Here is a 15,639-nt window from a genome sequence, read left to right as displayed (position 1 = left end):
GGGGTCAGCCCTTGAGGGCCGCGTCCACCGCCTTGTTGAACTCCTCCACCGACCACGGCAGGTTGGGGCTGGAGGTTTCGAGCTGCTTGCCGTCCATCACGAAGCCCGGGGTGCCCTGGACGCCGTCCTTGTTGTCGTCGAAGGTCTTCGACATGGCCATCGCCCAGGCGTCGTAGGTGCCCTTCTCGACAGCGTCCTGGAACTTCTTGTTGTCCTTCAGCTCGGGTACGGTGTTCGCGACCTTGATGAGGTAGCTGTCGTCCTTGAACTTGTCGGTCGTCTCCTCCGGGTGGTACTTGGCCGAGTACAGCGCGGCCTTGTAGTCGAGGAACGCCTTGTCGCTCACGTTCAGCGCGGCCCCCAGGGCGCTCATGGCGTTCTTGGAGCCCTCGCCGTTGTCCTTGTTGTCGAGGAACGTGGCGCCGATGAACTGCATCTTGTACTTGCCGTCGTCGATGTCCTTCTTCATGGTCGGGCCGACGGCCTGCTCGAACTGGGCGCAAATGGGGCAGCGCGGGTCCTCGTAGACCTTCAGGGTCTTCTTGGCCGCGTCCTTGCCGATGACGACCGTGGTGCCGTCGGTGCCCGTGGTGTTGGCCGGGGCGGTGACCTTGGCGTCCTTCTGGCCCTCCCAGTAGCTGGGCTTGTTGGCCTGGACGACCGCGTAGCCGATGCCGCCGGCTATCGCCAGGACGCCGACGATGGAGCAGGCGACGACGATCTGCCGCTTGGTCTTCGCCCGCTTGGCCTCGCGCTCGCGCTCGATGCGCAGCCGCTCGCGGGCCGCCGTCTTCGCAGCCTGGGTGTTCCGCTTGCTCATAGTGATGTTCTCCGTGGGGGAAGCGCACAGCCGTGTGTGTGCGGGATGTGTAGGGGGACTGCCGGTGCTCGAAAGGGCCGCAGGGGGCACGGGGCCTGCCGCGAGGGCGCGTGCCCCAGCGGAGGCGAGTCGCCTCAACGAGGCGAGTGCCTTACGCGAAGGCGGGTGAGCACGGCGGTCCACGCCGTCCCAGGGAGTACGTGAGGATCCGGTCGCGGGCGCTGGGCGTACGGTCCGCGGCGCGCGAGGACGGCCGGCGTCCGGCGGGGGCCCGTTCCACGGTCACCGCGGCGACCGCCAGCAGCAGCGGACGGAACGTGGTCGCCGTCACCGCTCGCAGCAGCTGGCCCAGGGCCCGCTCGCCGCGGCGAAGCCAGACGGCGGCGAGGAGCCCGACGCCGATGTGCGCGCCGAGCAGCAGCCAGGCTGTGACGGGCTCGGTGTGGACGACCGCGGCCGCCAGCCGCTCGGTGCCGGTGGCCCCGGCCATCCGGGCCAGCGGCGAGCCGACCTCACCCCCGCGGCAGAGCACGTCCAGGCCGACCGCACGCAGGGGACCGGTGACCGGGCCGCCCGCCGGGCCGTAACAGGCGTGCTGGCCCGTGGTGAACACCGTGTCCGCGGCCAGTTCCAGCGGGATCAGCAGGGCCGCGATCCGTCCGAAGGAGCGCTCCCGGCCCGCCAGGGCGAACGCGATCACGAACACGGCGGTGGCGACCGCGGCCACCGTGCCCACCGGCAGCGGGGCCCGGGACAGCAGGACGTGCGACGCGGTGCTGAGCGTCACGACCACGGCCGTGAACAGCGCCGCGCGCACGGCTCTGAGCTGGATCCCGGATATGTCCATAGCGAAAGGAGTCTGTCATGGAGGCCTGTAAGAGACCCCTAAAGGATGCCTGTGAAAGGCCTTTCCGTCACAGCCCCGGAATCCGTCCGTTGCGGAACAGGTCCACGAAGGTCTGGTGGTCGGCACGCGCGCGTGCGCCGTAGGTGTGCGCGAAGTCGACCAGCAGGGGGGCGAAGCCCTCCTCGTCGGCCGCGATCGCCGCGTCGATGGCCCGCTCCGTGGAGAACGGCACCAGGGACTCGCCGGACTGGTCGTCCGCCGCCGAGTGCATCGTGGCCGTCGCCCGGCCGAGGTCGGCCACCACCTGGGCGATCTCCTCCGGGTCGTCGATGTCGCCCCAGTCGAGGTCCACCGCGTACGGTGAGACCTCGGCCACCAGCTGGCCCGCGCCGTCCAGCTCGGTCCAGCCCAGCCACGGGTCGGCGTGCGCCTGCAGGGCGCGCTGGGAGATGACCGTGCGGTGCCCCTCGTGCTGGAAGTACCCGCGGATCGCCTGGTCCGTGAGGTGCCGGGAGACCGCCGGGGTCTGGGCCTGCTTGATGTAGATCACGACATCGTTCTCCAGGGCGTCGCTGTGCCCCTCCAGCAGGATGTTGTACGAGGGCAGCCCCGCCGAGCCGATGCCGATGCCGCGCCGGCCGACGACGTCCTTCACGCGGTAGGAGTCCGGGCGCGTCAGCGAGCTGTCCGGCAGCGTCTCCAGGTAGCCGTCGAAGGCGGCGAGGACCTTGTAGCGCGTGGCCGCGTCCAGCTCGACGGAGCCGCCGCCCGAGGCGAAGCGGCGCTCGAAGTCGCGGATCTCCGTCATCGAGTCCAGCAGGCCGAAGCGGGTCAGCGAGCGGGCGTCACGCAGCGTGTCCAGCAGCGGACCCTGTGCCGTGTCCAGGGTGAACGGGGGCACCTCGTCGCTCTTCGCGCCCGTCGCCAGGGCGTGGATCCGCTCGCGGTAGGCGACCGCGTAGATCGTCACCAGCTCGGAGATCTGCTCGTCGCTGAGCGCCTTCGCGTAGCCGATCAGCGCGATGGAGGCGGCGAGGCGCTTGAGGTCCCAGGTGAAGGGGCCGACGTAGGCCTCGTCGAAGTCGTTGACGTTGAAGATCAGGCGGCCGTTGGCGTCCATGTACGTGCCGAAGTTCTCCGCGTGCAGGTCGCCGTGGATCCACACGCGCGAGGTGCGCTCGTCCAGGTACGGTCCGCCCCGCTTCTCCTCGTGGAGGTCGTGGTAGAAGAGGCCCGCCGTCCCCCGGTAGAAGGCGAAGGCCGAGGCCGCCATCTTGCGGAACTTCACGCGGAACGCGGCCGGGTCGGCGGCCAGGAGCTCGCCGAAGGCGGTGTCGAAGACGGCGAGGATCTCCTCGCCGCGGTGCTCGTCGTCGAGCTGCGGGAACGACATCGCTGGGTGCCTCCTGGTGCATGCGTTTCGGGGCGGCAGGTCCGCCCTCTGCCTAACGTGCGGCGGCCCGCGGGAGTGCCCGCGAACCCTCGCATGAAGGTACGCGGGTCGGCCCTCCGGGTGTCAGTGCCGAGGCATAGACTTCGACGCTGTCCCCCAGACTGTCCGCAGCCTGCCGGGCCCCATTTGCCGTCTGTTTTCTCTGGAGGCCGCAGCCGTGTCAAAGCCGCCGTTCACGCACCTGCACGTCCACACCCAGTACTCGCTGCTGGACGGTGCCGCGCGGCTGAAGGACATGTTCAACGCGTGCAATGAGATGGGCATGACGCACATCGCCATGTCCGACCACGGCAACCTCCACGGCGCGTACGACTTCTTCCACACGGCCCAGAAGGCCGGTGTGACCCCGATCATCGGGATCGAGGCCTATGTCGCGCCCGAGTCCCGGCGCAACAAGCGCAAGATCCAGTGGGGCCAGCCGCACCAGAAGCGGGACGACGTCTCCGGTTCCGGTGGTTACACCCACAAGACCATGTGGGCCGTGAACAGCACCGGCCTGCACAACATCTTCCGGCTGTCCTCCGACGCGTACGCCGAGGGCTGGCTGCAGAAGTGGCCCCGGATGGACAAGGAGACCATCTCCCAGTGGTCCGAGGGGATCGTCGCCTCCACCGGCTGCCCCTCCGGCGAGGTCCAGACCCGGCTGCGCCTGGGCCACTTCGACGAGGCCCTGAAGGCCGCCGCCGACTACCAGGACATCTTCGGCAAGGACCGCTACTTCCTGGAGCTGATGGACCACGGCATCGAGATCGAGCACCGGGTCCGCGACGGCCTCCTGGAGATCGGCAAGAAGCTCGGCATCCCCCCGCTGGTCACCAACGACTCGCACTACACGTACGCGCACGAGGCGAGCGCCCACGACGCCCTGCTGTGCATCCAGACCGGCAAGAACCTCTCCGACCCCGACCGCTTCCGGTTCGACGGCACCGGCTACTACCTGAAGTCCACCGACGAGATGTACGCCATCGACTCCTCGGACGCCTGGCAGGAGGGCTGCGCCAACACCCGCCTGATCGCCGAGATGGTCGACACCACGGGCATGTTCGAGAAGCGCGACCTCATGCCCAAGTTCGACATCCCCGAGGGGTACACGGAGGTCAGCTGGTTCCGCGAGGAGACCCTGCGCGGCATGCACCGCCGCTTCCCGGACGGCATCCCGGACGACCGCATGAAGCAGGTCGAGTACGAGATGGACACCATCATCTCGATGGGCTTCCCGGGCTACTTCCTCGTGGTCGCCGACTTCATCATGTGGGCCAAGAAGCAGGGCATCGCGGTCGGCCCCGGCCGAGGCTCCGCGGCCGGCTCGATCGTCGCCTACGCCCTCGGCATCACCGACCTCGACCCCATCCCGCACGGCCTGATCTTCGAGCGGTTCCTCAACCCCGAGCGCATCTCCATGCCCGATGTCGACATCGACTTCGACGAGCGCCGGCGCGTCGAGGTGATCCGGTACGTGACGGAGAAGTACGGCGCCGACAAGGTCGCCATGATCGGCACGTACGGCACCATCAAGGCCAAGAACGCGATCAAGGACTCCGCGCGCGTGCTGGGCTACCCGTACGCGATGGGCGACCGCCTCACCAAGGCCATGCCCGCCGACGTCCTCGGCAAGGGCATCAACCTCGACGGCATCACCAACCCCGAGCACCCCCGCTACTCGGAGGCGGGCGAGATCCGGGCGATGTACGAGAACGAGCCGGACGTGAAGAAGGTCATCGACACCGCCAAGGGCGTCGAGGGCCTGGTCCGGCAGATGGGCGTGCACGCCGCCGGCGTGATCATGTCCAGCGAGACCATCACCGACCACGTGCCCGTCTGGGTCAGGCACACGGACAAGGTCACCATCACCCAGTGGGACTACCCGAGCTGCGAGTCGCTCGGCCTGCTGAAGATGGACTTCCTCGGCCTGCGCAACCTGACGATCATGGACGACGCCGTCAAGATGGTGAAGTCCAACAAGGGGGTCGACATCGACCTCCTGAGCCTCCCGCTCGACGACCCCACGACCTTCGAACTGCTCCAGCGCGGCGACACCCTCGGTGTCTTCCAGTTCGACGGCGGCCCCATGCGCTCCCTGCTCCGGCTGATGAAGCCGGACAACTTCGAAGACATCTCCGCCGTGTCGGCCCTGTACCGCCCGGGCCCCATGGGCATGAACTCCCACACGAACTACGCGCTGCGCAAGAACGGCCAGCAGGACATCACGCCCATCCATCCCGAGCTGGAGGAGCCGCTCAAGGAGGTCCTGGACGTCACCTACGGCCTGATCGTCTACCAGGAGCAGGTGCAGAAGGCCGCCCAGATCATCGCCGGCTACTCGCTCGGCGAGGCCGACATCCTCCGCCGCGTGATGGGCAAGAAGAAGCCCGAGGAGCTGGCGAAGAACTTCGTCCTCTTCCAGGAGGGCGCCCGCAAGAAGGGCTTCAGCGACGAGGCCATCCAGGCCCTGTGGGACGTGCTGGTCCCCTTCGCCGGCTACGCGTTCAACAAGGCGCACTCCGCCGCCTACGGACTCGTCTCGTACTGGACGGCCTACCTCAAGGCGAACCACCCCGCCGAGTACATGGCCGCGCTGCTCACGTCCGTGAAGGACGACAAGGACAAGTCGGCCGTCTACCTCAACGAGTGCCGCCGCATGGGCATCAAGGTGCTCCCGCCGGACGTCAACGAGTCGATGTCCAACTTCGCGGCCCAGGGCGACGACGTGATCCTCTTCGGCCTCTCCGCCGTCCGCAACGTCGGTACGAACGTGGTCGAGTCGATCATCAGGTGCCGCAAGGCCAAGGGGAAGTACGTCTCCTTCCCGGACTACCTCGACAAGGTGGAGGCGGTGGTCTGCAACAAGCGCACCACCGAGTCGCTGATCAAGGCCGGCGCCTTCGACGCCATGGGCCACACCCGCAAGGGCCTCACCGCCCACTACGAGCCGATGATCGACAACGTGGTCGCGGTCAAGCGCAAGGAGGCCGAGGGGCAGTTCGACCTCTTCGGCGGCATGGGCGAGGCCGAGACCAGCGAGCCGGGCTTCGGACTCGACGTGGAGTTCTCCCCCGACGAGTGGGACAAGACCTATCTGCTCGCCCAGGAGCGGGAGATGCTCGGTCTGTACGTTTCCGACCACCCGCTGTTCGGTCTGGAGCACATCCTGTCCGACAAGGCCGACGCGGGCATCTCCCAGCTGACCGGAGGTGAGCACTCCGACGGGGCGGTCGTCACCATCGGGGGCATCATCTCGGGCCTGCAGCGCAAGATGACCAAACAGGGCAACGCCTGGGCCATCGCCACCGTCGAGGACCTCGCCGGCTCGATCGAGTGCATGTTCTTCCCCGCGACCTACCAGCTGGTCTCGACCCAACTCGTCGAGGACGCCGTGGTGTTCGTCAAGGGCCGCCTCGACAAGCGGGAGGACATCCCGCGGCTCGTGGCGATGGAGCTGATGGTGCCGGACCTGTCGAACGCGGGCACCAACGCGCCGGTGATCCTCACCATCCCGGCCACCCGGGTCACCCCGCCGCTGGTCAGCCGCCTCGGTGAGGTGCTCAGTCACCACAAGGGCGACAGCGAGGTCCGGATCAAGCTCCAGGGGCCGACCAAGACGACCGTGCTGCGGCTGGACCGGCACCGGGTGAAGCCGGACCCGGCGCTCTTCGGTGACCTGAAGGTGCTGCTCGGCCCGTCCTGCCTGGCCGGGTGACGCAGGGATCTCGATGCGTTCGAGGGGCGTACCCGGCATCGGGTACGCCCCTCGTGCGTATGCGTGTCGTGTGGGCTCAACAGCCCGTCACGCAGACGTCAGTTGTGGCCGAAGCTGCGCTTTCGCTTGCCGGACGGTGCCATCTCGCCGGGGGTCACCTCGACCTCGGCCTGGGGCTCCGTCTGCGAGGCGGGGCTGCGGTCCGCCCGCTGACCACGCTCGGTCGGACGCTGCTGCTTACGGTCACGGTTCTTGTTCTTGGCCATGGTGATGCCTCCTGTGGGGGACTAGGGGCCAGGGCCGGGACCAGATTCACACAGGCCGACAACGATCGCATGTCGGACAATTACCGTGCGTGACAGGGGTGGTCGGAGCGGGAAGTCCCGAAACGCCACGCCGAAGATCGAGTTCCGGCCGTTAACCTCCGTGCCGTCGGGCAGACTCGAAGCAGGCCCGAAGCAAACCTCCTGGGAAGAGGGTGAGTCGCGTGGACCGCTGCATCGTCCTGGTGGACGCTGGGTATCTGCTGGGAGCCGCGGCGAGTCTCCTCGCCGGGGAGCCCTCGCGGTCCCGCATCACCGTCGACCACACCGCCCTCATCCAGGGGCTGCGTGAACGCGCCGAGTCCGACACCGAGCAGCCGCTGCTGCGCATCTACTGGTTCGACGGCGCCCCCGACCGCGTCCCGCAGCCCGAGCACCGCAGACTGCGCGTGATGCCCCGGGTCACCGTCCGGCTCGGCGCCCTGACCCGCAGTGACGGCCGCTGGGCGCAGAAGGGCGTGGACGCCGCGATGCACGCCGAGCTCACCGAACTGGCCCGCAACCGCGCCTGCTCCGACGTCGTCCTCGTCACCGGCGACGGCGATCTGCTGCCCGGCATGATGGCTGCCAAGGAGCACGGCGTCGCCGTCCACCTGTGGGCCGTCCAGGCCGCCGACGGTGACTACAACCAGTCCGAGGACCTGGTCGCCGAGGCCGACGAGCGGCGCGTCCTGGACCGCACGTGGATCACCAAGGCCGTCCGCGCCAAGGACTACACCGGGGTGTGCGCCCCGCAGCCCGCGCCCCGGCCCGAGATCGCCGCGATCCTCTCCGCGCCGCTGCCCGAGTCCGCGCTCGGCGCCCCGGCCGAACGACCCGCCCCGCAGCCCCGCCACCCGGGGGGCGGCCCCGGGCAGAACGGCACGGAGGAGCGGGTCGCCGCCAAAGGCGTCCCCACGCCCAAAGACCTGGCCGCCCTGCGCGCCCCCGGCACCCAGCCCGCCCAGCCCCCCGCCTCCGCCACCCTCCGGTGGTCCTCCGACAAAGGCTGGGTCGACCGGCCCACGGCCGAACCTCCCGAGGCCGCCTCGATGCCGACGCTCGCCCAGCTGACCACGGCCGAGCAGCGGTGGGCCGACCGCGAGGAGGACATCACCACCGTCGGCGGTGACCCGTACGAGGTGGGGCAGGTCTTCGCCCGGCGCTGGGTCGAGCGCCTGGGCGACCAGAGCCACCTGCAGAAACTGTCCGGGATGTACCCCCGCGTCCCGCACCGCGTCGACGGGGAGCTGCTGCGCTACGCCGCCCGATTCGGCCTGCTCGCCCACAAGGACGACCAGATCGACGAGCGGGACCGTTACGCCATCCGGGCCGGCTTCTGGCGGGAGATCAGCGTGCGCACGGGCGTGGAGCACCCACCCCTCGACGCCTGAGTTCTTTGCCGACGGATTTCCCGGTATGGACCGACCCGAGAGCGGACCGGGGTCGCCGACCCCGTAGTCTCGTCCCTTGTGAGTAAGCGCGCGGCACAGGCATTTCGGCACGATGGTGACGTCGTGTGCGCGGTGCGCGGGCTGACCAAGACCTATCCGGCGGTCCGGGGCCGGCGCGGCACCCCGGGAACACCCGAGGTCCGGGCCACGGACGACGTGACGCTGGACATCCGCCGCGGCGAGATCTTCGGCCTGCTCGGTCCCAACGGGGCCGGCAAGTCCACCCTCGTGCGCCAGATGACCGGGCTGATGCGGCCCGACCGCGGCAGCGTGGAGATCCTCGGGCACGACATCGTCCGCCACCCCGAGCGGGCCGCGCGGATCCTCGCCTACCTCGGGCAGGAGTCGACCGCCCTCGACGAGCTGACCGTGTCGCTCGCCGCCGAGACCACCGGGCGGCTGCGCGGCCTGGACGTACGGCACGCGCGGGCCGAGCGGGACGCCGTCCTCGACGAGCTGGGCCTCGCGCCGCTCGCCGGGCGGCCGCTGAAGAAGCTCTCCGGGGGCCAGCGGCGCCTGGCGTGCTTCGCGGCGGCCCTGGTGGGGGAACGGCCGCTGCTCGTGCTCGACGAGCCGACCACCGGCATGGACCCGGTGGCGCGGCGGGCCGTGTGGTCCGCCGTCGACCGGCGCCGGGCCGAACACGGGACGACCGTGCTGCTCGTGACCCACAACGTCATCGAGGCCGAGACGGTGCTCGACCGGGTGGCCGTCCTCGACCGGGGGCGGGTGATCGCCTGCGACACCCCCGCCGGGCTCAAGGAGCAGGTCGCCGGTGAGGTGCGTGTCGACCTGGTGTGGCGGGACGCGGCTCCGCTGCACGTGCCCGAGGTGGCCGCGCTGAAGGACCGCGTCGTGGAGTCGGGCCGCCGCTGGACGCTGCGGCTCGGGCCCGAGGAGGCCCGGACGGTCGTCGCGACCGTCACCGGCGGGGCCGCCTTCGCCGCCCTGGACGACTTCACCCTGACCACCCCCAGCCTGGAGGACGTGTACCTCGCCCTCGGCGGGGCCGTGCAGCAGGGGCTGGTGAAGGCATGAGCGTGAGGACACCCGGCGCGCGGCCCGTGAGCAGACCTGCCGCCGCATACGTACCGAACAGACGACTGCCGCAGTGGACCCGAGCGAAGGGGAGCAGCGCGACGTGAGTGTCGTACCCGCCGATGTCCTGCCGGGCAGTGCCCTGGCCGTGGAGGAGCCCGCCGCGTGTGCGGTCGAGCTCGGGCCTCGGGCGCGGCTGTGGCCGTCGCTGGCGGCCGTGTACCGGGCCCAGCTGTCCCGGGCGCGGGTGGCGCGGATCCCGCTGCTGTTCGTGGCGACCTTCCAGTCGGTCGGGATCATGATCCTGATGCGCGGGGTCGTGGACGACGGGGCGGAGGCGCAGGCCGTCGTCGCCGGGTCGTCGGTCCTGGTGGTCGCCTTCGTCGCGCTGAATCTGCTCGCGCAGTACTTCGGGCAGCTGCGGGCCAGCGGCGGACTCGACCACTACGCCACGCTGCCGGTGCCGCCGGCGGCCGTGGTGCTGGGCGCGGCGGGCGCGTACGCCTCGTTCACCGTGCCCGGGACCGTCGTGACCGCGCTGTTCGGCTGTGTGCTGTTCGGGCTGCCGATGGCCCATCTGTGGGTCCTCATGGCCGTGATCCCGCTCGCGGGCGCCGCACTCGCCGGGCTCGGGGCGGCGCTGGGGCTGCTCGCGCCCCGGCCGGAACTGGCCACGCTGCTCGGGCAGCTGGGCATGTCGGCGGCGCTGCTGCTGGGCGTGCTGCCGGCGGACCGGATGCCGGAGGCCGTGCGTTTCACGCGGGACCTGCTGCCGTCGACGTACGGCGTGGAGGCCTTCGCGCGGACGTTCGGGCCGCACCCCGACTGGGCCTTCGTGCTCGGTGACCTCGCGGTGTGCGGGGTCGTGGGCGTCGTCTCGCTGGCCGTGGCGACCTGGGCGTACCGCCGGGCGGCCGTCCGTTGAGCGCGGAGCGGTCCTCCGGTGACGCGGCGCACGAGCGGGGCTGGCACGATGGCAGGGTGACCGCACCACTGACTCCGCCACCGCCCCCGCATGAACACTCCGCACAGGGTGCGTGGCAGCCGCCGGCCGACGGGCCTCGGGCTCCCGGTTCCCAGCACGCCGAGTACGCCGGGCACGGCTGGTACGGACAGGACGGCCCCGGAATGAGGACGGAACTGCGGGAGGCCGCCGTGATCGCGGTGGCCGTGGCGCTCGGCGGGGTGCTGCTCGGAGTGCTGTGGTGGTGGCTCGCGCCGCACGTGCCGCTGGTCGGCGACGTGGTCGAGAAGAACTGGGTCGTCTACCTCAAGGACACCGAGGGGGAGCAGGCCATCGGCGTCGACGGCACGTTCACGCTGCTGGGCCTGTGCTTCGGCGCCGTCAGCGCGCTGGTCGTCTTCCTGCTGCGGCGGCGCGGGGGCGTGCCGCTGGTGGTGGGGCTGGCCCTCGGAGGCCTGCTCGGGTCGCTGCTCGCCTGGCGGGTCGGGGTGTGGCTCGGGCCCGCCGAGGACGTGATCGCACACGCGCGCGAAGTCGGGCGGGGCGTGACCTTCACCGCGCCGCTGAAGCTGGGCGCTAAGGGCGCGTTGCTGGCGTGGCCGCTCGCCGCGCTGGTGCTCCACCTCGGGCTCATGGCGCTGTTCGGGCCCCGCGACCCGGAACCGGAGTTTCCCCACGGGCCGCATCAGGCACCGCCCGCCGCGTAAGCGCACGGCGTGGCGGCCGGGGGCGGGTGGGTCCGCAGCCCGGCGTGGCGGGGGTGCCCGCGGCTGGGGTGGCTGGGCGCCCGCAGGCTAGGCGCGTGCGGCGGGTGGCGGGGGCGCCTGCGGCTGGGGTGGCTTGGCGCCTGCAGGCTAGGCGCGTGCGGCGGGTGGCGGGGGCTGGGGTGGCTTGGCGCCTGCAGGCTAGGCGCGTGCGACGGGGGCCAGGACCGCCTCCGTCAGCTTGGCCAGGTCCTCCGGGGCGAGCTCCACCTCCAGGCCCCTCCGGCCCGCCGAGACGCAGATCGTCGGGTGGGACGAGGCCGACTCGTCGAGGACCGTCGGGAGCTTCTTGCGCTGGCCCAACGGGGAGATGCCGCCCCGGACATAGCCCGTCGTGCGTTCCGCGAGCGCCGGGTCGGCCATCGCCGCGCGTTTGCCGCCCACGGCCGCGGCCAGCGCCTTCAGGTCCAGTTGGCCCGCCACCGGGACCACCGCGACCGTCAGGGCGCCGTCGACGTCCGCGACCAGGGTTTTGAAGACGCGGTCGGGGGAGACGCCCATGGCCTCGGCCGCCTCCTCGCCGTAGGAGGGGTGCGCGGGGTCGTGGTCGTAGGAGTGGACCGTGTACGTCACGCCCGCCTCCGTGAGGGCCACCGTCGCGGGGGTGCCGCCCGGCTGGTGCTGCTTCTTCGACTTCTTCGCCATGCGGATCCGCTCAGTTGAGGCTCATCGGGCCGCGCGTCAGCTCCGACGCGGGCAACGACGGCAGACTACGGATGATCGCCGTCTCGGAGCGAAGGAGTTTCAGCTCGTCGCGCAGGCGGGACGCCGTGTCGGGAGCCTGGAGCAGCCGTTGCTTGGTCGGGGTGTCCAGCATCATCGCCGCCGCCACGAGGTACGACACCACGCCCGGCTCGTCCGGCAGGTCGGCCTCCGTCGCAAGAGACCGCTCCCGCGCCCCGGCCAGCCGCTTCTGATACTGGCGGAAGGACCGCAGCACGCCTTCGGCCAGCGGCGCGGCCTCGTCGCCCGGTTCCTCGTCCAGCGGCTCCAGCTCGGCCGTCAGGAAGGGCCCGGACGCCTCGACCGACAGCAGCTTCACCCGGGTCGTGCCGGTCGCCAGGACCTCGAAGGAGCCGTCGGTGCGCTCCCGGATCGTCGCCGCGTCGGCGATGCAGCCCACCTTGTGGAACGCATTGACCGGGTCCGCGCCGAAACCGGCCGAGGGTCCCCGCTCGGGCAGGGCGGTCGGATCGGGCATGCCGGGCGCGGTCGAGGCCACCTCGTGGCCGTCGCGGATCGCCACGACGGCGAACCGGCGCGGCTCGTCCTCGGGCGTCTTCAGCAGCTCGCGCATCATGGCGCGATACCGCTCCTCGAAGACGTTGAGCGGAAGCACGAGCCCCGGGAACAGCACCGTGTTCAGGGGGAAGAGGGGGAGCCGGACGGTGGTCACGACGCAAAAGCCTAATGGTCGCCGGGACGGACTCGACCGCCCCGTTCACTCCGTGGATGCCAGGACGGGTCCCCGGCGACCGCGGACCGCACGTCCTCGCACACCCGCAGGAAGTGCCCGAGCGGGTCGTCCGACACCTGGTCCCAGGGGAAGGACGTGGCGTACGGGCCGTTCAGGCGCAGCTGCTCGACGGCGTCCGGCCAGCGCTCCAGGCGCACCAGGACGAAGATCAGCAGGTTCCGCATCCGGGCCGGCCAGGGGTCGTGGGCCGGCAGTCGCGGGGACAGCGCGATCGCCCGGTCGGCGGCCGCGTCCAGCCGCTCGCGCGGCACCTCGGGCCCGCAGTCGTCGGTGAGGTAGCCGAAGGCGGCCCGCAGCGGCAGGGCCTGGACGAGCGCGCCGGGGGGAGCGTCCTGGGCGGCCCGGTCGGCGAAGTCGAAGCACTCGCGGTGCGAGCCGTGCCAGGAGGAGGCCAGGTAGCGCAGGGCCGCCACATGACAGCCGTAGTGGTGCGGGGCACGGCGGACGGCAGCCGCCCACAGCTCCTCGAAGTACGTGTGCCCGGCCTGTGCGCCCCGGGCGTGGTCGAGCGCGAGCCGCCACGGCACCGGGTCGCGCTGGTCGCCCCGGGCCGCCGCCGTGATCAGCGGGCTCACCTCCCGCAGCAGCTCGGCCCGGGCCGGTGACTGCCAGGCGCGGTCCACCGCCAGCTGGGCCCCGACCAGCAGCGCGTCGGGGTCCTGCGGGGCGGTGGCGAGCCAGGCGTCCAGCCACTCGGGCCGGGAGCGGGCGAATGCGGCCAGCCGGGTCACGTACCGGTCGCGCCGCTCCCACTCCGAGGCCACGCGGGTGGCCAGGAGCAGCGAGGCGGCCGGGACGTGGTCGCCCCGGGCGGCGGCGACCAGCGCCGGGCTCAGCCGGGCGTCGGGCGCGTCGAGCAGCACCTCGTCGTCGGCGCACGGCTCGCCGGCGAGGTGGGGGGAGGTCCTTGCCATCCGGCTCGCGCGGATGAACGGGAGCTGCATTGCCATGGTGCCGACCATTGAAAGTCGGCTGGTCATGGCGGCGCCAGACTGTTCATGGAACCTGCGGAAAGTTGTACATCCGATGTTCAAGAGAACGTAAAATCGTGACAGTTCGACAACTGTGGTCACATCAGCACCATCAGTTGCGCCGCAGCAGCCGGGTCGCCCCCGCCGCCACCGTCGTGGCCAGGACCCAGCCCAGCAGAATCATCGCCGCCGCCAGCCATTGCCAGGGCCCCCGCAGCTGCCAGAACCCCACCTGGCCCAGGTCGATGACGGGCAGCAGCAGATCGAGGGTGAACAGCGTCGGGTTCCACTCCGGGTCCTCGCCCCGCTTCATCGGCGGATGCCCGGCCTGCGCGAAGGCGAGGGAGCCCGCCGCCCACAGCACCGCCATCCACACCGCGGCCCGGCCCGGCCGGTACCCGTAGGCGACCGTCCAGTCCTGCGCGTAGCCCCACAGCTTGGCCGCCATCGGCAGGCTCTCGCGGTGCCGGCGCTGCTTGGCCAGCAGCACCTCACGGGCGTCCTCGTCCTCCCCGCCGGCCCGCAGCACGGCCGCGAGCCGCTCGTACGGCTCCGGGTTGTACTCGGCGGTCGCCGCCGCCACCCACCGCAGCCGCTCGGCCGGCGGGAACGGTCCGCGCGGCACGAGGTTCTCGTAGGCGAAGCCGCCCATGTGCAGCCGCCCCGGGCCGGGCCAGGCGTCCGCCCGGTCCATCAGGTTGATGACCTTCGCCCCGGACAGCACCACCCGCCCGCGCACCGGCTGCTGTCCGAGGAACCGCAGCTCCGGCGTCTGCACCCGGCGCAGCGACAGCTCCTGGTCGTCCGTGAGGGTGAACCGGGCCCCCTCGAAGTCGACGGCGTCACCGAACCGGCCGTCGTCCAGCCGGATCCCGCCCTCGCACGCGAAGCGCTGGATGCGCGTCCCCTGCGCCGGGGTCATCCCGCTCATCGCCTGGGCGCCGACCCCCGCCGGCGTCAGATACAGGCTGCGCTCGACGGTCAGCTGCGGGGCGTTCAGCGCGAGCCGCTCGAACGGGTTGCTCAGCCGGGCGCCGCGCAGGCTCAGCGACACGCCGATGGTCGCGGCGCGCAGACTCAGCTCGCCGTGCGACTCCAGCAGCTCCGCCTGCAAGTCCTGGCCGACGGTCATGCCGTCCGCGGCGATCGACCGGCCGCTGTGATCCCGGTGCACGATCGCCTGGTTGAGCATCAGGTCCGTGCCGATCTGCGCGTCCGTGAGCCGGATGCCGTGGTGGAAGCGGCAGCGCGGCAGATGCAGATCGCCCTCCGTGTGCACCCGGGCCGCCTCCAGCCGGGGCACCGAGCAGTCCACCATGCGCAGGGTCGTGAAGCGGGCCTCCGGCAGTAGCACGTCCTGCTCGAACCGGCACCGGCGCATCTCGACGTACGGCACCACGGTGCCGCCCGCGAGGTCCAGGGAGCCGCTGACCTGCACTCCGATCAGCTTCAGCGACGACACGCGGCCGGCCAGGGCGGGCGGCCCGTCGAGGAGCAGCCAGCACACCATCCGGGCCCGGACGGTCCGCTCCCCGCCCCACGGGTGGCCGCCGTGCGGATCGTCGGCCACGGCGTCGCCGCAGCTCAGGTCGTACACGGTGCCGTTGCGGAAGGCCTGCCACATACCGGCCTCGGCGGCGGTCAGGTCGTCGGGCAGATCCCCGGCACGGATGCCGGCCCCCTCGGTCACAGCTTTTTCTCCCTCCCCAGGTACTCACGGGTCACTTGCCTCGTACACCAGTTCATGCCCGCTGTGTGACGACCCGAACACACGACGTGAAGGCGATCTTCCGGGCTCCCGCGGCGTTCTGTATCAGCCATTGATACGCGCGGACGACGTCTCACCCGGGTC

The 15,639-nt window shown here is 71.2% G+C and carries 13 protein-coding genes; 5 read left to right on the top strand and 8 right to left on the bottom strand.

Annotation, left to right across the window (positions count from 1 at the left end; genetic code table 11):
• Positions 1-4 precede the first annotated feature (4 nt).
• From HDC93_RS12720 to HDC93_RS12710, 3 genes are all read right to left on the bottom strand, one after another.
• Complete coding sequence (locus HDC93_RS12720; protein WP_185010161.1) at positions 5-820, bottom strand: thioredoxin domain-containing protein; 816 nt, start codon at positions 818-820, stop codon at positions 5-7.
• 151 nt (positions 821-971) lie between these two features.
• Positions 972-1,667, bottom strand: coding sequence for a hypothetical protein (locus HDC93_RS12715; protein ID WP_185010159.1), 696 nt, complete (start codon positions 1,665-1,667; stop codon positions 972-974).
• Positions 1,668-1,734: 67 nt separating this feature from the next.
• The gene (locus HDC93_RS12710) at positions 1,735-3,060 is read right to left on the bottom strand and encodes a DUF2252 domain-containing protein (RefSeq protein ID WP_185010157.1); all 1,326 of its coding nucleotides are present in this window, start codon (positions 3,058-3,060) and stop codon (positions 1,735-1,737) included.
• 217 nt (positions 3,061-3,277) lie between these two features.
• Between HDC93_RS12710 and dnaE the strand changes: the two genes are divergently transcribed.
• Positions 3,278-6,817, top strand: a complete 3,540-nt coding sequence (gene dnaE, locus HDC93_RS12705; RefSeq protein WP_185010155.1) for a DNA polymerase III subunit alpha — start codon at positions 3,278-3,280, stop codon at positions 6,815-6,817.
• Positions 6,818-6,915: 98 nt separating this feature from the next.
• Here the strand turns inward: dnaE and HDC93_RS12700 are convergent, their stop codons facing one another.
• Complete coding sequence (locus tag HDC93_RS12700; protein ID WP_097216088.1) at positions 6,916-7,083, bottom strand: hypothetical protein; 168 nt, start codon at positions 7,081-7,083, stop codon at positions 6,916-6,918.
• 221 nt (positions 7,084-7,304) lie between these two features.
• Between HDC93_RS12700 and HDC93_RS12695 the strand changes: the two genes are divergently transcribed.
• The 4 genes from HDC93_RS12695 (at position 7,305) to HDC93_RS12680 (ending at position 11,282) form a co-directional block, all read left to right on the top strand.
• Positions 7,305-8,513 (top strand): NYN domain-containing protein, encoded by a 1,209-nt coding sequence (locus HDC93_RS12695; RefSeq protein WP_185010153.1) that lies wholly within the window; start codon positions 7,305-7,307, stop codon positions 8,511-8,513.
• Between the two features lie 123 nt (positions 8,514-8,636).
• Positions 8,637-9,611: an ABC transporter ATP-binding protein gene (locus HDC93_RS12690; RefSeq protein ID WP_185010152.1), complete on the top strand. Its 975-nt coding sequence runs from the start codon at positions 8,637-8,639 to the stop codon at positions 9,609-9,611.
• A gap of 103 nt (positions 9,612-9,714) precedes the next feature.
• The gene (locus HDC93_RS12685) at positions 9,715-10,536 is read left to right on the top strand and encodes an ABC transporter permease (RefSeq protein ID WP_185010150.1); all 822 of its coding nucleotides are present in this window, start codon (positions 9,715-9,717) and stop codon (positions 10,534-10,536) included.
• Between the two features lie 56 nt (positions 10,537-10,592).
• Complete coding sequence (locus HDC93_RS12680; RefSeq protein WP_185010149.1) at positions 10,593-11,282, top strand: AAA family ATPase; 690 nt, start codon at positions 10,593-10,595, stop codon at positions 11,280-11,282.
• A gap of 198 nt (positions 11,283-11,480) precedes the next feature.
• On the opposite strand, the gene ybaK is transcribed toward HDC93_RS12680, so the two are convergent.
• The 4 genes from ybaK to HDC93_RS12660 all read right to left on the bottom strand — a co-directional run bounded on the left by ybaK (position 11,481) and on the right by HDC93_RS12660 (position 15,477).
• Complete coding sequence (ybaK, locus tag HDC93_RS12675) at positions 11,481-11,984, bottom strand: Cys-tRNA(Pro) deacylase (RefSeq protein ID WP_185010147.1); 504 nt, start codon at positions 11,982-11,984, stop codon at positions 11,481-11,483.
• Between the two features lie 10 nt (positions 11,985-11,994).
• Complete coding sequence (locus tag HDC93_RS12670; RefSeq protein WP_185010144.1) at positions 11,995-12,735, bottom strand: LON peptidase substrate-binding domain-containing protein; 741 nt, start codon at positions 12,733-12,735, stop codon at positions 11,995-11,997.
• Between the two features lie 11 nt (positions 12,736-12,746).
• A complete protein-coding gene (locus HDC93_RS12665; RefSeq protein WP_185010414.1) occupies positions 12,747-13,778 on the bottom strand; it encodes a hypothetical protein in 1,032 nt (343 codons plus the stop codon).
• 121 nt (positions 13,779-13,899) lie between these two features.
• Positions 13,900-15,477, bottom strand: a complete 1,578-nt coding sequence (locus HDC93_RS12660) for an oxidoreductase (RefSeq protein WP_185010143.1) — start codon at positions 15,475-15,477, stop codon at positions 13,900-13,902.
• Between the last annotated feature and the right edge of the window lie 162 nt (positions 15,478-15,639).

Origin of the sequence: Streptomyces sp. AK010 (genome assembly GCF_014207295.1) — a bacterium.
GTDB classification, from domain to species: Bacteria; Actinomycetota; Actinomycetes; order Streptomycetales; family Streptomycetaceae; genus Streptomyces; species Streptomyces massasporeus.
Note: the sequence above shows the minus strand (reverse complement) of the source record. Positions and strands in the feature narration are given on the sequence as shown.